The 17688-nt window shown below is 38.5% G+C and carries 21 protein-coding genes; 11 read left to right on the forward strand and 10 right to left on the reverse strand.

Going from position 1 to position 17688, the window contains the following annotated elements; all coding sequences use genetic code 11:
* Positions 1 to 41: 41 nt before the first annotated feature.
* From BN1068_RS08970 to BN1068_RS08995, 6 genes are all read right to left on the reverse strand, one after another.
* Positions 42 to 509 carry a hypothetical protein gene (locus BN1068_RS08970; protein ID WP_077602518.1) on the reverse strand — a complete coding sequence of 156 codons (468 nt, stop codon included), beginning with the start codon at positions 507 to 509 and terminating at the stop codon, positions 42 to 44.
* Positions 510 to 604: 95 nt separating this feature from the next.
* A complete protein-coding gene (locus BN1068_RS08975; protein ID WP_077602519.1) occupies positions 605 to 1957 on the reverse strand; it encodes a PTS ascorbate transporter subunit IIC in 1353 nt (450 codons plus the stop codon).
* 62 nt (positions 1958 to 2019) lie between these two features.
* Positions 2020 to 2295, reverse strand: coding sequence for a PTS sugar transporter subunit IIB (locus BN1068_RS08980; RefSeq protein WP_077602520.1), 276 nt, complete (start codon positions 2293 to 2295; stop codon positions 2020 to 2022).
* A gap of 23 nt (positions 2296 to 2318) precedes the next feature.
* Positions 2319 to 3053, reverse strand: coding sequence for a sugar isomerase domain-containing protein (locus tag BN1068_RS08985; RefSeq protein WP_077602521.1), 735 nt, complete (start codon positions 3051 to 3053; stop codon positions 2319 to 2321).
* A gap of 3 nt (positions 3054 to 3056) precedes the next feature.
* Positions 3057 to 3509 carry a PTS sugar transporter subunit IIA gene (locus BN1068_RS08990; RefSeq protein ID WP_077602522.1) on the reverse strand — a complete coding sequence of 151 codons (453 nt, stop codon included), beginning with the start codon at positions 3507 to 3509 and terminating at the stop codon, positions 3057 to 3059.
* Between the two features lie 366 nt (positions 3510 to 3875).
* Positions 3876 to 4739: an oxidoreductase gene (locus tag BN1068_RS08995; RefSeq protein WP_077602523.1), complete on the reverse strand. Its 864-nt coding sequence runs from the start codon at positions 4737 to 4739 to the stop codon at positions 3876 to 3878.
* 104 nt (positions 4740 to 4843) lie between these two features.
* Between BN1068_RS08995 and panB the strand changes: the two genes are divergently transcribed.
* The 5 genes from panB to BN1068_RS09020 all read left to right on the forward strand — a co-directional run bounded on the left by panB (position 4844) and on the right by BN1068_RS09020 (position 8113).
* Positions 4844 to 5656: a 3-methyl-2-oxobutanoate hydroxymethyltransferase gene (gene panB / locus BN1068_RS09000; protein WP_077602524.1), complete on the forward strand. Its 813-nt coding sequence runs from the start codon at positions 4844 to 4846 to the stop codon at positions 5654 to 5656.
* Entirely contained in the window at positions 5653 to 6513 is an 861-nt protein-coding gene (gene panC / locus BN1068_RS09005; protein ID WP_077602525.1) for a pantoate--beta-alanine ligase, read from the forward strand. The genes panB and panC overlap by 4 nt, the downstream gene beginning before the upstream one ends.
* Positions 6506 to 6889 (forward strand): aspartate 1-decarboxylase, encoded by a 384-nt coding sequence (gene panD, locus BN1068_RS09010; protein ID WP_077602526.1) that lies wholly within the window; start codon positions 6506 to 6508, stop codon positions 6887 to 6889. Before panC ends, panD begins: the two co-directional genes overlap by 8 nt.
* A 272-nt stretch (positions 6890 to 7161) precedes the next feature.
* Positions 7162 to 7536, forward strand: a complete 375-nt coding sequence (locus BN1068_RS09015; RefSeq protein WP_077602527.1) for a YbaN family protein — start codon at positions 7162 to 7164, stop codon at positions 7534 to 7536.
* Positions 7537 to 7660: 124 nt separating this feature from the next.
* Complete coding sequence (locus BN1068_RS09020; protein ID WP_077602528.1) at positions 7661 to 8113, forward strand: DUF2269 domain-containing protein; 453 nt, start codon at positions 7661 to 7663, stop codon at positions 8111 to 8113.
* A gap of 325 nt (positions 8114 to 8438) precedes the next feature.
* On the opposite strand, the gene BN1068_RS09025 is transcribed toward BN1068_RS09020, so the two are convergent.
* Positions 8439 to 8747, reverse strand: a complete 309-nt coding sequence (locus tag BN1068_RS09025; protein ID WP_077602529.1) for a hypothetical protein — start codon at positions 8745 to 8747, stop codon at positions 8439 to 8441.
* 216 nt (positions 8748 to 8963) lie between these two features.
* On the opposite strand from BN1068_RS09025, the gene BN1068_RS09030 reads away from it, so the two are divergent.
* Positions 8964 to 9254: a hypothetical protein gene (locus BN1068_RS09030; RefSeq protein WP_077602530.1), complete on the forward strand. Its 291-nt coding sequence runs from the start codon at positions 8964 to 8966 to the stop codon at positions 9252 to 9254.
* A 109-nt stretch (positions 9255 to 9363) separates the two neighbouring features.
* Here the strand turns inward: BN1068_RS09030 and BN1068_RS09035 are convergent, their stop codons facing one another.
* Entirely contained in the window at positions 9364 to 10605 is a 1242-nt protein-coding gene (locus BN1068_RS09035; RefSeq protein ID WP_077602531.1) for a dicarboxylate/amino acid:cation symporter, read from the reverse strand.
* 269 nt (positions 10606 to 10874) lie between these two features.
* A complete protein-coding gene (locus BN1068_RS09040; protein WP_077602532.1) occupies positions 10875 to 11651 on the reverse strand; it encodes a MurR/RpiR family transcriptional regulator in 777 nt (258 codons plus the stop codon).
* Positions 11652 to 11758: 107 nt separating this feature from the next.
* Here BN1068_RS09040 and pfkB point away from each other — a divergent pair, with 107 nt between their 5' ends.
* The 5 genes from pfkB (at position 11759) to BN1068_RS09065 (ending at position 16693) form a co-directional block, all read left to right on the forward strand.
* Positions 11759 to 12688, forward strand: a complete 930-nt coding sequence (pfkB, locus tag BN1068_RS09045) for a 1-phosphofructokinase (RefSeq protein WP_254846739.1) — start codon at positions 11759 to 11761, stop codon at positions 12686 to 12688.
* A gap of 18 nt (positions 12689 to 12706) precedes the next feature.
* Entirely contained in the window at positions 12707 to 14605 is a 1899-nt protein-coding gene (locus BN1068_RS09050) for a fructose-specific PTS transporter subunit EIIC (RefSeq protein ID WP_077602533.1), read from the forward strand.
* Positions 14602 to 15540 carry a tagatose-bisphosphate aldolase gene (gene lacD / locus BN1068_RS09055; RefSeq protein WP_077602534.1) on the forward strand — a complete coding sequence of 313 codons (939 nt, stop codon included), beginning with the start codon at positions 14602 to 14604 and terminating at the stop codon, positions 15538 to 15540. Before BN1068_RS09050 ends, lacD begins: the two co-directional genes overlap by 4 nt.
* Before the next feature lie 133 nt (positions 15541 to 15673).
* Positions 15674 to 16171 (forward strand): hypothetical protein, encoded by a 498-nt coding sequence (locus BN1068_RS09060; RefSeq protein ID WP_077602535.1) that lies wholly within the window; start codon positions 15674 to 15676, stop codon positions 16169 to 16171.
* A 90-nt stretch (positions 16172 to 16261) separates the two neighbouring features.
* On the forward strand, positions 16262 to 16693 hold the full coding sequence (locus BN1068_RS09065; RefSeq protein WP_077602536.1) for a (deoxy)nucleoside triphosphate pyrophosphohydrolase: 432 nt from the start codon (positions 16262 to 16264) through the stop codon (positions 16691 to 16693).
* A gap of 95 nt (positions 16694 to 16788) precedes the next feature.
* Here BN1068_RS09065 and BN1068_RS09070 read toward each other — a convergent pair whose 3' ends face one another.
* Positions 16789 to 17670, reverse strand: a complete 882-nt coding sequence (locus tag BN1068_RS09070) for a GNAT family N-acetyltransferase (RefSeq protein ID WP_077602537.1) — start codon at positions 17668 to 17670, stop codon at positions 16789 to 16791.
* Positions 17671 to 17688 lie beyond the last annotated feature (18 nt).

Raw genomic sequence — 17688 nt, forward strand, 5'->3', positions numbered from 1 at the left:
GGTGATTATGGATAAAAACATTATTATGTGGAGCTGGATTCTCATAATCCATAATGGACAATAATCAAACCAGAATCAAAACTAGTAGCCAGCTCAGCAGCTTGTTGACTATCCTGACTCACATTAGTAAAAGAAGCTTCTGTATCGGGTTGACCATCTTTATCATAATCCCGCACTGCAAACTCGGCTGTCAGCCATCCCTCTTCACCAAAGCTGGCCCGCTTCCTTAATAAATCAAAGCTTTCCAGCTGCTTCTCAAAATCATTTCCACCTTGAATTTGAAAAAATTCTCCATCATCATCTAAATGATCTACATGCCAAGGGCTATTATCTCCATAACTGTCTATTTCCCATGGTATGTCATCAAATGATAGCAAATCTTGAAAATCTTCATGGTACATCAACTTCCATCCATCTTTTTCTTCTGCAGCTGCCATTTTGCTATCTATAAAAGTAAAAAACAGCAATAATACCAACCCTGTAAAGAACATCTTTCGTTTACGAATCATGTAAGTTGTTCCTCCTTTAAAAAGTTTTTACTTACTATAAGGAAGCACTCTTAATTAAATATTAATTCTGTATATTCAAATCACATTGAACTTATTTATTCAATAGATGCCTGCTTCTTTTTATAAAAAATACTTAACAGGACTAATGCAATCACCGCTAATATAAATCCTGGAATCGGTATTTTCAAAGTAAAGAACAATTTAATTAGCGCAAGGACAATAATACCATCTGGAACCAGGAAGGCCAGACCTTCTACTCCATAAATATCTAATCCAAATAAAGGATAGAAAAGTGCAACTGGTATTGTCAGGATGATACCATATACAAATCCAGATACCATTGCTCCTCTTCTGCCTCCCATAGCATTCCCAAATATACCTGCAATACCTCCCGTAAAGAATCCACCAATAATTGATGGCAGGGGAACAATTGTGCCAAATAGTATGGAAATAAACATTCCGATGACCATACCTATGATGGAAAAGATGAACCCTAACATCAGCGCGTTCGGTGCATATGGAAAGAAAATAGGTACATCCAGAGCAGGTTTAGCTCCAGGGACAAGCTTTAAAGCAATCCCTCTAAAAGCAGGAACAATTTCACCAAGAAACATTCTGACACCTTGTAATAGAACAAGTACTCCCGCAGCAAAACCTAGAGCATTTAGTGTGCTGAATACAAGGTAGTTCTGTCCGTCAGATAATGGATTGACTACTTCCGGCCCTGCAAATAGAGCAGTAATAATATAAATTACAAACATAACAATTGATACGGATACTGCTGTATCTTTAAAAAAGCTTAATTTCTCCGGCATTTTAATCGATTCACTATCATGCGCTTTATTCCCTGTCATTTTCCCAACCAAAGCAGATAATACGACCCCAGTGGTTGTCAGATGTCCATAGGCTACTTTATCATTCCCTGTGATTTTCCTGACAATGGGTTGTGCAATCGCTGGCAATAATACTAATGTCATTCCATGAATCAATGATCCAAAGATAATTCCATTTGTTTCAGATACACCTAAATCATAGAAAGCCCAAGCCAGTGCTCCCGCCAAAATCCACATCATATGACCAGTCAGAAAAATATACTTAAAAGGGGTAATACGAGCCAACAACACATTTGTTAAAAACCCAAATAATAAAATAAAAGATGTCATTCTTCCAATGGCTGCTACAGAGTCAACCAGAGCTGCTACAATGGCTTCATCTACTGGAACAACTCCCTTTAAATTAAATGCTTGCTCAAACATTTCTGCAAAAGGAGCTAAATTTGTAACGATTAATGATGAGCCTGCCCCTAAAATGAGTATACCTAAAATCGTTTTTATCGTGCCTTTTACAACTTCTGTTACTTCTTTCTTTTGCAGTAATAAGCCGAGCAATGCTACAAGACCTAGAGTAATGGCCGGAACTGTTAAAATTTCTGCTATTGCCCTTAACATTTTTTGACCTCCTTATATTGGCAACTCAATTATTTCAGCATCGTTTATAAATAAACCCTCCATTACCCATTTTGATTTAAATATCCAAGTAGTTTTTTCTCTATTTCGTCATCGTCTGTAAGGTTGTGAATATATATTTTATCTATCTCTACTCCTTCCAGCGCTGATTCTAAATCAGCTGAAGCCATAATTAAATCTGCTGTTCTTCCTTTTGCCGATCCGGCGTCAAGTGCACTTACTTCCGCTTTTATTCCTTCTTTTGCCAATATATCGTCAACTGTCATTTTAAGCATTAAACTCGTTCCAAATCCCATCCCGCATACTGTAATAATTTCCATTATGAATCCCTCCGTTTATAAGTTTATAAGCAAGTTATCCGATTTCGATACTTTTCTATATATTGCTTATTTATTTGATCACCTTTGTCTAAATTAGAGCTGACATAAACAGGAGGCGCTTCTCCACTTTTCACCAGATTATCAATTGCTTGGACTACAACACTTTGCAGGATAGTAAAACCAATAATTGATGAAGTTGGTCCAAAGCTTGCTTCCAATCCATCAACTTTCATAATTGCATCTCCGGCATCACCATGATTATCTAATACAACATCAGCTAATTGATAGAGTTTTTTCCCGTCTTTATGTCTGGATTCCACTTCTTCTGTGAACGCCATTGATGTTAATACAATGACTTTCATTCCTCTTTCTTTCGCTTCTAATGCCATTTCAATCGGAACAGCGTTTCTTCCGGATGTAGATACAATTAACATTACATCTTGAGATGCCACGTTTTCGTTATTAAGTATCACCTTGGCCAGCCCTTCCTGTCTTTCTGAGAAAGTGCTTAACGGAGCCGACGGAGCCAATGATAACGGCGGTGATAAAATTGCATTAACCGGCACCAAGCCTCCCGCACGATAAAATAGCTCCATGGCATACATCTGTGAATGACCGCATCCAAATACATGTAATACACCTTTATCTTTTATCGATGTTTCAATAATTTTAGCTGCTTCCAATATATTCTTTTCTTCTTTCTGTGAAACTTCTTTTAAGATATCTTCTACTTTTGAAAAAAATTGTTTGTATAACATAAACTACTCCTCCAATTTCTTTTTAATCATTTCTAATACTTTCTTTGCATCCGTTGCCGTTCTGATTCTCTCGACCAGTTGCCCATCCTTCAATATTTTCATTAGTTCCGCCATTAATTGCAGATGAGAATCATGATCTACAGCCCCCAGAGCAAACAATAAATCAACTGGGTCTTTTTCACCTGCTCCAAATTCAATTGGCTTTTCAAGCGTAAGTAAACTTAAACAAATCTCGTTCACGTTTCCTTCAGGTCGCGCATGAAATAATGCAATGCCCGGAGCAATTACAATATAAGGGCCAAACTCATGCACAGACTCTATCATGTCTGCTATATACTCCTTTTTAATAGATTGATTATCCAATAATGGTTCGCCGGCTTTTTTTGCTGCCTCCCTCCAATCGATAACGCTTTCATTTAATAAAATCGTATTTTGACTTAACGCTTGATAAATCATCTTCTCCCCGCTTTCTTGTATAAAATATAAAACTTTCACCTTAATTGGTTATGTTGACATAACCAATTTGGATATTTATAAAAGGTCTCTTAAATTTTGAGTAGACCTTTATCCTTGTAAGCTATGCCATTACTACTATTGGTCATAACCAATTTAAATATATTCTAATTGAAACCGCTTTATTTGTAAACCCTTATTTTTGAATTTTTATAAGATGACGCGCCAAAACATATATATGTAACTTTTGATTCGTTCTTATATCATAAAAATGATGATTAATATAATAACAATACTTTTTAGAAAAAAATAGTTTCTCTTTATACTATCATTCCTGAATAAAGAGAAACTGTAAATACCATCTATATGCTAATCCTTCATCTCACTTGCCAAAAGCAGACTATAAACTGTATCCAAACAAGGCGTACCAAGGTCGTGCTCTCTGCTTTTCTCATATAAGAAACCTTGAATATAATCCACTTCCATTGCCTGGCCGTTTATCATATCGTAATACATACTTGTGCCCATTTGGGAAGGATATCCGGCATAGATTTGCATAATTTCCTCTGTTATCTTTTCCTGGAAGTAAACACCTTCTGCAGCAGCAATTTCAACTCCTTCTTGAATTAGCTTTTTACACAGGTTCTGTATTTTTTTCTCCTGCAAAATAAATGCCGTATTTCTGCTTAGTGCTGTTACGGAGTTTATGGCGACATTAACAATTAATTTATACCAGACCTCCTTACGGTAATCAGCTCGTAATTGAATATCAAGATTACTTGCCGCCATCTCTTCTTTTAATTTTTTGGTTACTCTATTTTCTGGTAAAATCAGGGTTCGGTCACGAAAATGCGTGACAAAATCCCCTTTCTTTTGCCCGCTAATATAAACAACAGCCTGGTATACTTCACCTGGAATTTGAAATTTATCCAGCTGTCCATAGCCATTCTGACAAAGAACACAAACCGTATTTTCGTGTGTCAGCTTATCCAAAGACGGTATAACCCCTTCCAATTGCGTTCCTTTCACCGCGATAAACAAATAATCAAAAACTGTTTCCGTTTCAAAAATAGCTTCTATTGGATAAGTGGTATTTTCTGGTTTATCCACTCGTTCGATATGCACTTCTCCCTTTTTTCTACCTAGAAATGTCACATGATACCCGCTGTTTTGCAATGATTCGCCGATGACAGAACCGACTGCACCTGGTCCAATAACACCAAATTTATACATTTCTGCTTCTCCACCTTTTTCCTCAAGCTAATAACTTGCCATTGTGAATCTATACAGATAATTTTATAATAAGAAGAAGAATAAAAATAGTAGGTGATCTAGAAGTGAAACTCCTTAAAGATTTCATGGAAATGAAAAATAACGGAGAGAAAATAACAATGCTCACGGCATATGATTATCCGAGCAGTAAGCAGGCAGAGCAGGCCGGGCTGGATATCATCCTTGTCGGAGACTCGCTCGGCATGACGGTCCTTGGTTATGAAAGCACGGTTCAGGTGACACCAGACGATATGAAACATCACGGCAAAGCTGTACGCCGGGGAGCAAATGATACATTCATAGTCGTTGATATGCCGTTTGGAGCAGCTGGTGTAGACGAAAAAATAGATATGCAGCATGCAGTTGAATTATATCGGGAAACAAAAGCCAATGCATTAAAAATTGAAGGGGCGCATACCGCTCCTTTAATTAAAAAATGTACACAGAATGGCATCCCGGTCGTTGCTCATCTGGGTTTGACCCCGCAAAGCTTCGGCATTACCGGCTATAAACTTCAGGCAGCATCTAAAGAAGAAGCTGAGACGTTAATTGAAGAAGCAAAGCTGGTCCAGCAAAGCGGGGCTGTCATGCTTGTCCTGGAAGCAATCCCAAGTGATCTTGCAGCAACCATCTCCAGAAATTTATCCATTCCCGTTATTGGTATCGGTGCTGGAGCAGATACAGACGGGCAAGTCCTTGTTTATCATGATGTGTTAAATTATGGCGTCGACCGTAAGCCAAAATTTGTGAAACGCTATGGAGACTTTACAATAGGTGTGGATGCATTAAAAGCCTATCACGAAGAAGTAAAAGCTGGTATCTTCCCTTCAGCAGAATTTACGTATAAGAAACAAATTATGGATGAGGTAGACGCATGACCCAACGAATAACAACGGTACAAGAAATGAAAGATATTGTGAGAGCCTTAAAAAAAGAACAAAAACAAATTGGCTTCGTCCCTACAATGGGTGCTTTACATGATGGTCATTTAACAATGGTTAAAGCCTCATTGCAAAATAATGACGTTACTGTTGTCAGCGTATTTGTAAATCCGCTTCAATTTGGTCCGAATGAAGATTTCAATGCCTATCCGAGAGATATTGACAGCGATCAGGCAAAATTGGATGCACTTGGAACCGATTATGTTTTCTATCCAAGTGTGGGGGAAATGTATCCAGACCCGTTAGCTATTTCTGTAAAAGTAAACCGCATGGCTGAGGTGCTGGAAGGAGCCAAACGCCCTGGCCATTTTGACGGCGTTGTTACCGTCGTAAATAAGCTATTTAATATTATTCGTCCTGACTTTGCCTATTTTGGTAAAAAGGATGCACAGCAGCTTGCGATTATTGAAAGAATGGTCGCAGAGTTTAATCATCCCATTGAAATTATCGGGGTGGATACAATAAGAGAAGCAGATGGTCTGGCCAAAAGTTCACGCAATGTCTATTTAACTGAACAGGAGCGCCAGGAGGCAGTCCATTTATATCAAAGTCTGATCAAGGCAAAAGAGCGATATGACGCCGGGGAAAGAAACAGCGCTGTTTTGATTAATACAATCAACGAGCACCTTACCAAAAATACTTCTGGAAGTGTAGAGGATATTGCTGTTTACAGCTATCCGGAGCTGGTGGAGCAGCCACAGATTACCAGTCAGATTTTTATATCTCTGGCTGTGAAGTTTTCCAAAGCCAGACTGATTGATAATATCATTATTAAAGGAGACAATCATGATTAGAACAATGATGAACGGCAAGATTCACCGCGCACGGGTCACAGAGGCCAACTTAAATTATGTCGGCAGTATCACGATTGACGCCGATATTTTAGATGCCGTCGATATTCTGCCCAATGAAAAGGTTGCTATCGTGAACAACAACAATGGTGCACGCCTGGAGACCTATGTGATTGCAGGAGAACGCGGAAGCGGTAAAATTTGTCTGAACGGGGCAGCTGCCCGATTAGTACAGCTTGACGATGTCATTATCATTATTTCTTATGTACAGCTAAATCAGGAAGAAGTTAAAAAGCATGTGCCAAAGGTTGCTGTGATGAATGAAAAGAATGAAATTGTGGAATTGATTCAGGAAAAAGAAAATCAGCTGGTTTTTTAGACTGTCCGGAAATAAAATAAGCAGAAACGTGCTGTCTCTATACAGAAAAAGAGCAGCACGTTTTAATTTATGCTTATATCTGATTGATAATAATAAGCTCCCAAATTACTCCTTTACTTCTTTTTGCACAAATTGAAAACTACACAAATTAGTCATTTTATTTTCCTGTATGGGCAGCAATTATATTGTAAAATAGAAGTGATTTCTCATGAAAAAAATATAGGCTGATACTCCAGATAGCATTTCATTCTAAGCTGAAGTTGGTGTTGATAATGAAAAAGGCATTATTAATCAGCTGCGGATCCCTGTCGCTCGGTTTAGGAATAATCGGTATTATTTTACCGCTGTTACCTACGACGCCATTTTTGTTATTGTCCGCAGCATGCTATGCGAAAAGCTCCGAAAAATTATATAATTGGCTGCTTGAAAATAAATACTTTGGTTCTTATATTAAAAATTACCGTGCGGGAAAAGGGATTCCGTTAAAAGTAAAAATTACTGCCGTATCCGTTTTATGGTTATCCCTGTCATTTACCATTTATTTTGTGATTCCACTGGTTGCCGTAAAGATTTTGCTCGCCATGATAGGCTCCTACTTTACATGGTTTATCCTGAAACAAAAAACACTTAAGGAGCATGCTTTCTAATCATGTTTTCTCCATTTCCATAAAGAGCAAAGACTAAGTACGCGACGTCGTGTCGCAACGCCTTTGTGACCTACATCCTGCAGGCTCGAACGCATGCTATTTGATTTTGGGGGTAGCTTTCAATATGACATTTTATGAAATTCTCGTATTTATACATATATTTTCTGCTATTTTAGGGATGGGACCCGGTTTTGTGATGACGCCAATTGCTAAAAAGGCTTCTAATATAACAGAGCTGCGGCATGCGTATGCACTGCGAAACAAGTTGCACAAATTTGTTATGATCGGCGGCACATTGCTATTGGTAACCGGATTATGGATGGGATTTTTAAATATGTATCTTTTCCAGCAGGGATGGTATATTACAAGTTTAGTTCTTTTCTTACTTGCGCTGGTGTCCGGTCCTACTGTATTAGTTTCCAGTTCTAAGCCCATTAAAGCTTTATTAAAGGAACATAAAGGGGAAGACATTCCTGCAGAATATTTCACATTGTCTAAGCGATTATTTTTCTATGAGCATCTGATTAATACGATGTTTTTAATTATTATCGCTTTGATGATTACAAAGCCTTTTTGAGTATAAAGGTTATACTGCTAAAAGCATCGGTGTTGCAGGTTGGGAAGCCATCAAAACACACGATGCTTTTGTTGTAAGATATCTGAGATATCTCAGAAACCCGTTGTTCCTCCATCGCCTTGTATTCTTCTCATAAAACTGCCGGATATTCAATGAAGAGATTAGCTACATAACCATTGGCTAAGATTGATTTTTTATAAATATTATTTGTTTCGTCAAAATAGGAAATTACATACCACTCGTCTTCCAGTCTTTCATAACTGATCGCTTCCCTTCTTCCTCTTCTGCCTCTTTAGAGTTGTTGTTATTCTCATTTCCTTAACTGTTACATCCCTCCCCCGCCGGAGCTTCTTATTACTCTTTTCACATACCCGCATCGCCGGCAACGATAAATAAGACGAAATGAAACTTCATCATCCCAGCCAATATGCTCGAACTTATGGAATCCTATTCTGCAAAGCAGATTCTTTTCACTCCTGGTTATTAAATAATAAGTCAAAAGAATGATTATACCAACAATTATGGAAATATAATAGAGGTAATACATATTAAATAGTGCACCAGCATCTGTAATAATAAGCGCCGCTCCGAGAAAAATGAGGGAGTAACCTATTAAGGGAGCTTTATTCTTCATATGGCACCTCGTATTTTAAAATTTGTCCTTTATATTATTTAAAAGTCATTTTCCCTGACATTGGATTATTAAACAAAAAAATTGATTGCGTACAATTGTGAATGAAATGCAATTAATTTACAGAGAATATTTAGAGGGTATACAATTAAATATAGGAAAGCATTTAACTTCTTGCACAAAGATTTAATTAATTACTTGAATAGGAGAGGATTTCTCATGAGGTCAACTTCTGAAAATAAATTAAGAGGAAACAACAATCGTTCCTCCCTGCTTTATTTCATCATAACGGGATTTATCACTATCATCTTATCTTTCTTTTTCACTGGAAGAGCTATTGCTGAGGGAGATAATGATAATTTTGGTCTGAACTTCTTTTTACTTATTGCTGTCTGGGCTTTTGGAGCAACTTTTTATTATTTATTTCAATTAAAAAGGATTGGTGCCTTCATTTCAATCCTTCCTATCATTTTCTATATATGCTGGTTTATAATATCTTTTTTCATGTAAAGGAAAAGCAGCGTAATCCTTATTTGGATTATGCTGCTTTCATTAGGATACTTTTCTTAATAAGCCCTAAAAGATTCGGACAAGAGAAAAAAATCCAATTTTTTTATTCCTATCCATTCATCTGCTTTTTATCCTTCCGCTTTTCCCGCTCAGATAAAATATAGGCACATGCCGCATCACCAGAGATATTGAGAGACGTTCTTAACATATCAAGAACCCGGTCAATACCAATAATTAATGCGATCCCTTCAACAGGAAGACCAACCTGATTCAGCACCATGGCCAGCATAATCAATCCAACACCCGGCACACCAGCAGTACCAACACTTGCTAGGGTGGCAACAAGCACAACCATTAAAAGATCGATCATCGTAAGAGGCAAATCATAAACCTGCGAAATAAAGACAGTCGCAACAGCCTGCATAATAGCTGTCCCATCCATATTAATGGTTGCTCCAAGCGGCTGTACGAAGCTGCTGATTTCTTTCTTTACACCCAGATTTTCTTGTGCTGTTTTCATCGCTAAGGGAAGCGTTGCATTCGAACTAGCTGTACTAAACCCTACTGTCATCGCCGGGAAAAATTCTTTATAGAATTTAATTGGATTCCCGTGTCCTAAGAATCCGATAGCCAAAGAATAAATAAGCAAAGCATGCAGCAGCAGCCCTGCTATGACTGTTAACATATAACTCAACATCGAGCCAACTGCGTCCAGTCCGGCACCTCCAATTGCTGATGCAATTAGAGCAAAAGCGCCATACGGGGCAAAACGCATAACCAACATAACAAGCCATCCCAAAATATCATTTGCTTGTTCAAATAAGTTAAAAATACCTTTTGTCTTATTACTCAAATAGGCCAATGCAATTCCTATAAATACAGCAAAGGCAATAATTTGCAGCATTTCTCCAGAAGACATTGCCGCTATCGGATTAGACGGTATAATATTAATCAATGTCTCCATAATAGGCGGTGCTTCACTTGGTGTATAATCGCCCAGGTTGGATGTATCAAAAATGCCAGTTCTCCCTGGCTTCACTAGATAAGCTAATGCCAAACCAATACTGATAGCAATCGCTGTAGTTGTTAAAAAGAAAGCAATCGTAAAAACACCGATTCTTCCCAATTTTGCTGGTTCGCCAAGACCTGCTGTTCCTAAAACAATGGACACAAATACTAAAGGGACAACCAGCATCATAATAAGATTAATAAATACTTGACCAACCGGGTCTAACACATACCTATCCAGAGGACCAAAAAAGCTTTCAGGTGCAAATGTCATTGCCATCCCGACAACGGCTCCTGCTACCAACGCAATAAGTATATTTCTAGTCAGATTTTTAGCTTTCATCGCAAGACACCCTCTCTATTCAAATTTAATCCACACAAAAGAAAGCGCTGTCATAAAATAAGAAAACAAAGATAACTATGTTGTAGTGACTGAAAAACCTGAAAAAAATGCAGATCCACTTAAAATTACAAGTGTTTCTACATTTTTATGAATATGCCAGGTCGTATATTCCAATTTCAAAAATTAGCACGCAGAGAATTATTTCCTTAATATTCCCATTGGGATTTATTTACTTAGGTTATAAAGCATCCTATTTTTTCTCCAAAAAACTACTTAAACCGAATCACATACGCATCCAGAAATATCCTTGCCAGTACCTGCAGCGGCAACCGTGAACGCACCTCATAATCAGGAAAAAAGCTCTGCTTCGACTTATAACCCAACAGATTAATATCACACAGCTGAAACAGACTGCTCTCCTTATTCGTTGTAAGCAGAATCGTTTTTACGTTATTTTGCTTACAAAATTGTGCAGCCTCCACCAGCTCTCTGGTCTCTCCATTTAACGAAACAAAGATAACTAAATCATCCCTGGTAAATTTTTTCGCTTTAATACGGATAATATTCGGATCTGTATGCTCTTCGCAATGTTTGTCAAGGAGCTGCAGCTTTACTGTCATCTCATTAGAAATATGCTCTGAAAAGCCCCTGGCGAATATCGTAATTTTTTTACTATATTTCACAGCAACTAATGCGTCTTCTATCAGAGAGGAATCCAGATAATTTAACGTATTTATCACTTCCTCCTGATTTTTGAAGATGGCCGACTGGATTTGCGAATCAATATTTTTAATTTTCTCCAGCGCTCCCGGAAACTGCTGTGATTTCTCCGAGATAAATTGAAATTTAAAATCTGTAAATCCCCGGTATTGAAGCTTCTTCATACATCGGACAATCGTGGAAGTAGAGACATTTGCTTCCTCACTCAACTGAGTAATCGAAATATCCCCCATCGTCGAATAGTGCGATTCTATATAATTTAATAAATGCTTATCGCTGCTGCTTAATTCATTATAGTAATGCTGAATCCGCTGTTGAAAATTCACACAAAACACCCGCTTATTTTGAAATCTTTTTCATCTATTTTCTAACTATAACACATATAATGCAAACATTTTCATTTTCTGCTGTGCCATACTTTAAGAAGGAAAGGATGAATGCCATGATCTATACATGTACGTTAAATACAGCAATTGATATGTTCATCGAAATGGAGGATTTTCTTCCTGATAAGGTGAATCGAAGTATATACGATGAATTCCAGCCAAACGGCAAGGGAGTTAACATATCGATTATTCTAAATAAACTTGGTACCCCTTCTACAGCTATCGGTTATATAGCCGGCTTCAGCGGTCATTATATTCAGGATGAGCTTAAAAAAATGGGTATCGCCATGGATTTTACAGAAGTAGACGGCGTCACAAGAATTAATGCGTTTGTAAAATCAAATCAGGGCGAGTATAAAATCGTCAATAGCGGTCCGGAAATAACGGATATAAAAATAGATGAATTATTAGGTAAAATCTCCGGATTTACAAAGGAAGATGTTTTATTTGTATCAGGCAGCCTGCCCAAAGGCGTGGAACCGTCCATTCTGACAGCAATCGCGAAGCACGCTTCTGATATCGGGTTTCGATTAATTTTAGATATAAGTCACCCGATCTTAAGTGAATTAGTTCACTATCAGCCTTATTTAATTAAACCGAATGACGATGAGCTCCAAAACCTGTTCCCAGAGGATAACTTAGATTCAGAACAGGCAATCATTCACGCAGCCCAAAAATTATTAGATAAAGGCTGTCAAAATATCTTAGTATCTATGGGAGGACGAGGTGCTTACTTTGTCAATAAAGAAACAGCACTCTACTGCCCTGCACCAAAAGGGGAGGTAGTGAATACAGCATGTGCCGGAGATACGACATTAGCTACTTTTTACAGTACTTTACAGACTAACACACCTGAAACAGCATTAAAAAAAGCTGTGGCTGCTGGCTCCTCTACTGCTTTCCGTTCAGGACTAACAGATTTCGAGGATGTCGGACAATTGATGGAAAACTTAGAAGTAAAAATAGTAACCGTATAAATGAAAGGGTGAAAAATCATGACATATCGTTTTTTAGGCGTTACCGGCTGTCCAACAGGAATTGCGCATACATTTATGGCTGCAGAAGCGCTCGAGAAAACTGCTGAAGAAAAAGGCGTTTCCATTAAAGTAGAGACACACGGGCAAAGAGGCACAGAAAATCAGTTTACTGCGCAGGAAATTAAAGATGCAGAGGTCATTATTATTGCTGCTGATAAAAACGTGGACATTGACCGTTTCCATGGTAAAAAAGTGATTAACGTTTCTGTTTCAAAAGGGATTAAAAACCCTGGGGAATTAATCGATAGAGCTATCTCAGGAGATGTCGCTGTCTATAAAGGATCAGGGGAAGCTGCTCCCTCAAATAACGACAACAGCGACCAGGGCTCAGCCAATATCTGGCACCAGCTCTATGTGCATTTGATGAATGGTGTCAGCCATATGCTTCCTTTAGTTGTTGCCGGCGGGGTGATGATTGCTGTTTCCTTTATGTTTGGAATTTATTCAGCAGACCCTGAATCATCCCAGTATAATGTCATTGCCGAACAAATGAATACCATTGGCGGATTGGCTATGGGACTGATGGTTCCTGTATTAAGTGCATATATCGCGCAATCCATCGGTAACAGACCCGGCCTTATTATTGGTTTTATTGTCGGTATGATTGCTGATACAAACGGTACAGGATTTTTAGGCGGAATTGTTGGCGGTTTCTTAGCTGGTGGTCTTGTTTTACTGCTCATGAAAGCATTAAAGAATCTGCCAAAATCATTAGACGGCTTAAAAGCAATTTTCTTAATTCCGGTCCTAGGTATCTTTATTGGCGGATTTGCGATGTGGTATCTATCCGTTCCAATGGAAGCAATTAATCAGGGAATGATGGACTTCCTAAGCAGTTTCCAGGATTCGAACCCACTCTTATTAGGATTGATTGTAGGTGTTATGAGTGCATTTGATATGGGCGGCCCGGTCAACAAGGCTGCTTATGTAACAGGAACAGCACTCCTTGCACAAGGCAATTTCTTATTTATGGCAGGTGTGTCTGCTGCTTGTATCGTGCCACCGCTGGCAACAGGATTCTCTGTATTGTTCGCCCGGCGCAGTTATAACCAGGCCGAAGCAAGTGCCGGCTATGTCAATTTTCTATTAGGCTCAACGCACATTACAGAGGGTGCAATTCCTTTTGCAGCTAAAAGACCTTTTACCATTATCCCGATTATTATGGTAGGTTCTTCTATCGCTGCCATGCTGACTTATACATTTAAAGTAGAAGTACCAGCGCCGCATGGAGGATTTATTGTTCTTCCTGTTGTTACACATGCTTTCTTATGGGTACTGGCAATTCTGATTGGTGCTGTGATTTCCGGATTCTTAATGGCATTGGAACAAAAAAGACATCAACGGAAAAACAATCCTGAGCAAGCTGCTGCACCAGCGCAAAAAGAACAGCCTGCTTCCAAAGAGCAAGGCAGTCTTTTAGAAACAAATCAAATTTATCTGCAGCAAAAGCTGGGTTCCAAGGATGAAGTTCTGACATTTATAGCAGAAAAAGCGGAAGCATTAAATATTGCAACCGATGCAGAAAAAGTAGTAAATGGGCTGCAAAAAAGAGAATCAGAAGGCTCAACAGGTATGGAGAACGGAATTGCTATCCCGCATGTGAAGAGCGAAACGATTCAGCAGGCAAAATTAATGGTTGTCCAATTAGCAGAAGGCATTGATTGGCCGGCAATGGATGGAAAACCGACAGACTTTGTTATCAGTATTCTGGTGCCGGATGGAAGCAGCAATGAACATTTAGATATTTTATCTGCTCTTTCCAGAAAATTGATGAACCAGGAATTTGTCGATCAATTAAAAGCTTCTCCAACTGAAGCTGAAATAAAAGAATTATTACTTGGAGGCGTTAAAAAATGAAAAATTTAGATAAACTAATCAATGACCAGGGTATTATTTCCGCACTTGCTATTGATCAGCGCGGGGCACTAAGAAGAATGATGGGCGATGATATTTCCGGTGAGCAGATCTCCGATTTCAAACAGCTTGTGTCTGAAGAGCTTACTCCTTATGCTTCTTCTATCCTGCTTGATCCTGAATATGGATTAGCAGCTGCGAAGAAAAGAGACGCAAACTGCGGATTAATCCTGGCCTATGAACAAACTGGCTATGATAAGCAGGAGCCTGGACGTTTTCCGGATTTAATTCCAAATTGCTCCGTGAAAAACCTGAAAGCAGAGGGTGCTGATGCCATTAAATTGCTGATTTATGTTGACGTAGATGAAAGCAAAGAAATTAATGAAGTGAAAGAAGCCTTTGTAGAGCGTGTCGGCAGTGAGTGTGTCGCAGAAGACATTCCATTGTTCTTAGAAATTCTTACCTATGACGATTCGATCGGTAATGAAAAAGGATTAGAATTTGCTAAAGTAAAACCGAAAAAAGTTATCGAAGCAATGAAACGCTACAGTGAACCAAGATTTAATGTGGATGTATTAAAGGTAGAGGTTCCTGTCAATATGAATTTTGTGGAAGGCTATGCAGAAGGGGAAACAGCTCAAACCCAAGCAGAAGCAAAAGCCGTTTTCAAAGAACAATCAGAGGCAACTGACCTGCCATTCATTTTCTTAAGTGCAGGAGTTACACCGGAATTATTCCAGGAAACATTGCGTTTTGCCAAGGAAGCAGAATCTACCTTTAATGGTGTTCTCTGCGGCAGAGCAACCTGGAGCGGGGCAACGTCTGAATTTAAAAATGTTGATGGAGAAGCTGCTGCTAAGTGGCTGCAAACAGAAGGCGTAAAAAATATTCAAGAATTGGATAAGGTTGTTCAAGAAACAGCAACATCTATTTCTTAATAAATGCAGAAAAAGCTCAGTGATATATTACCGGGCTTTTTCTGTCATATCCTTTCTACTTCTTATTCATAGTATGTTATTATTCATTTTGTTACATGCTAATCATGGGACTATGTTATAAGGAGAGAAACCCATGCCTAAAAAATACATAATTATCGGAAGTACCCTTGCTTTCATTATCATTATTTTGCTCATATCTATTTTCTACTTTAAAATCTCCTTTACCTCCCTGCCGACAAATCTGCCAATCGTTCTGGCTGATGAATTCACCAGCGAAGGGGAACGGAAACATGTTGATTCGATTACTATTATGAAGTCTGATTCCAGTCACATGAATAGTGATGAACCTGTGCTTCCTGAAAGTGAGGAAGAAATTGTTTTAAATAGATCGAATGATATCACCAGAATGCTGATTGAAGATGTCCGGATCTACAACGGTGGAAGAATCACCAGTGATAGTCAGGAATATACCGTCGAAATGAGCCTGTCTGATGACACACATCTATATCTCTATATCACGAACGAATATATCCGGATTGTTCCGCCAGATCAAAAAGGAAAGGTATATAAAGTTCTCGATAAAGAAAATGCTGTTTATGCATATTTCCGCTCTTTCTATGAAGAAAAATAAAGCTGATTTGCCAGCCTGTATCGTTCCAGAAACTATCTAAACATGCTATCCTAGAGAGAGAGTATTTATTAGAGGCAGGAGGGTTTCAGGTTGAAGAAAACGGTACAGGTTGTTGCAGCGATTATAGAGAATGAGCACCGTGAGATTTTATGCGCATTACGCTCCGGCCAGATGTCCCTTCCAAACATGTGGGAATTCCCTGGTGGAAAGGTAAAAGAAGGCGAAAACCTATTTACCGCATTAGAGCGTGAATTATATGAAGAAATGTCCTGCAGGATTCAAGCTCAAGAGGTTTTCCATGAAAATGTCCATGAATATGATACCTTTATTATTCAGCTTATCGTCATTAAAGCAGAATTAGTTCAAGGCGTTCCCCAAACAAATGAACATGCCAAGCTTATCTGGCTGCAGAGAGAAAATTTACCTTCTTTACATTGGGCACCTGCTGATATGCCGGCTGTTGAGGCACTTATGAATGAACCTTTAAAAGAACAATCTGCCTCTTTTAGACGACAAAAATGAGATCTTCCGGTTTTCGGCATCCAAAATGAAACATCTTGCCGGGAAACCTGCACAGGCAATCAGATTGCCTGTGCAGGTTTCTTTTTGTTTCACAATCAATATTTGAAAATATATGAATCCCATGATTTCCTCTTATTTAATTCCAGGAAATCAAATAAACCCATCGCAACAGGATTAGTAGAATCGACCTCTATTTCTACTGTCTGCACGCCATTATCTTTGAGCACCTGTAATTGACGGAATAACAACTGTTTCAATAGTTTGATATCCTGTTTTGTTTGATCTAAGCCAAGCCAGCCGATTTCATAATGATTTTCTGTATCACCAGGATGAAGCATGGTGTATGCGGCGATTTCTTCCTCTATAAATAAAACAGAACTCCTACTTTCATCCGGACAATCATTACTTAAAATTTCTTCCCATTCAGTAAGTGTAAAGCATCCAACAGGGTTATCTGCATGTGTCTGTTCATAATCTGTTTTTATTTTGGATAAGAACTGCTGCTTCTTTTTCAAATCGGACATCACTTCTTTTAGAGGAGTTATCTTTTCATCTATAGCCTGGCTATCTAAATGCTGCAGCATCCATGTCACTCCAACTGTTTCTTCAAACGTCCTCCGGAATAGATGAAATCCTTTTTCTTCAACAATGGCAATGTTATCTTTTTCATTGGAGCAGCAGGAGTAAATCCACTTATCCTGGGTGGATTTACTCCCAAGCAGTGGAGCAAGCAGCTCATATATATACACATTTTCATCTTGCTCCTCCCCTGCAAAGAAGCGGATATATTTTGCTGATGGATGGAAAGTGTTTAGCCAGCTGAGTGCCAGCGCAATTGCATTTCCATCTTTTTCAGCAATATATAATTCATGGTACTTCTCAGATTGAAGAATTGATTGTACTGCCTTCAGCTTATCTTTTAAAGAAGGATGTATATCTATATGAGTAAAGTTTTTTACTTTTTTTATTTCTGCCACGGTTATCACCACGTTTTC

The organism is Oceanobacillus sojae (assembly GCF_900162665.1).
In the GTDB taxonomy this organism is placed as follows: domain Bacteria; phylum Bacillota; class Bacilli; order Bacillales; family Amphibacillaceae; genus Oceanobacillus; species Oceanobacillus sojae_A.

What these genes read in the sequence shown, in the direction of transcription:
- BN1068_RS08970 (WP_077602518.1), bottom strand. Translation starts at nt 509, where the DNA reads ATGATTCGTAAACGAAAGATGTTCTTTACAGGGTTGGTATTATTGCTG.
- BN1068_RS08975 (WP_077602519.1), bottom strand. Translation starts at nt 1,957, where the DNA reads ATGTTAAGGGCAATAGCAGAAATTTTAACAGTTCCGGCCATTACTCTA.
- BN1068_RS08980 (WP_077602520.1), bottom strand. Translation starts at nt 2,295, where the DNA reads ATGGAAATTATTACAGTATGCGGGATGGGATTTGGAACGAGTTTAATG.
- BN1068_RS08985 (WP_077602521.1), bottom strand. Translation starts at nt 3,053, where the DNA reads ATGTTATACAAACAATTTTTTTCAAAAGTAGAAGATATCTTAAAAGAA.
- BN1068_RS08990 (WP_077602522.1), bottom strand. Translation starts at nt 3,509, where the DNA reads ATGATTTATCAAGCGTTAAGTCAAAATACGATTTTATTAAATGAAAGC.
- BN1068_RS08995 (WP_077602523.1), bottom strand. Translation starts at nt 4,739, where the DNA reads ATGTATAAATTTGGTGTTATTGGACCAGGTGCAGTCGGTTCTGTCATC.
- panC (WP_077602525.1), top strand. Translation starts at nt 5,653, where the DNA reads ATGACCCAACGAATAACAACGGTACAAGAAATGAAAGATATTGTGAGA.
- panD (WP_077602526.1), top strand. Translation starts at nt 6,506, where the DNA reads ATGATTAGAACAATGATGAACGGCAAGATTCACCGCGCACGGGTCACA.
- BN1068_RS09015 (WP_077602527.1), top strand. Translation starts at nt 7,162, where the DNA reads ATGAAAAAGGCATTATTAATCAGCTGCGGATCCCTGTCGCTCGGTTTA.
- BN1068_RS09020 (WP_077602528.1), top strand. Translation starts at nt 7,661, where the DNA reads ATGACATTTTATGAAATTCTCGTATTTATACATATATTTTCTGCTATT.
- BN1068_RS09025 (WP_077602529.1), bottom strand. Translation starts at nt 8,747, where the DNA reads ATGAAGAATAAAGCTCCCTTAATAGGTTACTCCCTCATTTTTCTCGGA.
- BN1068_RS09030 (WP_077602530.1), top strand. Translation starts at nt 8,964, where the DNA reads ATGAGGTCAACTTCTGAAAATAAATTAAGAGGAAACAACAATCGTTCC.
- BN1068_RS09035 (WP_077602531.1), bottom strand. Translation starts at nt 10,605, where the DNA reads ATGAAAGCTAAAAATCTGACTAGAAATATACTTATTGCGTTGGTAGCA.
- pfkB (WP_254846739.1), top strand. Translation starts at nt 11,759, where the DNA reads ATGAATGCCATGATCTATACATGTACGTTAAATACAGCAATTGATATG.
- BN1068_RS09050 (WP_077602533.1), top strand. Translation starts at nt 12,707, where the DNA reads ATGACATATCGTTTTTTAGGCGTTACCGGCTGTCCAACAGGAATTGCG.
- lacD (WP_077602534.1), top strand. Translation starts at nt 14,602, where the DNA reads ATGAAAAATTTAGATAAACTAATCAATGACCAGGGTATTATTTCCGCA.
- BN1068_RS09060 (WP_077602535.1), top strand. Translation starts at nt 15,674, where the DNA reads ATGCCTAAAAAATACATAATTATCGGAAGTACCCTTGCTTTCATTATC.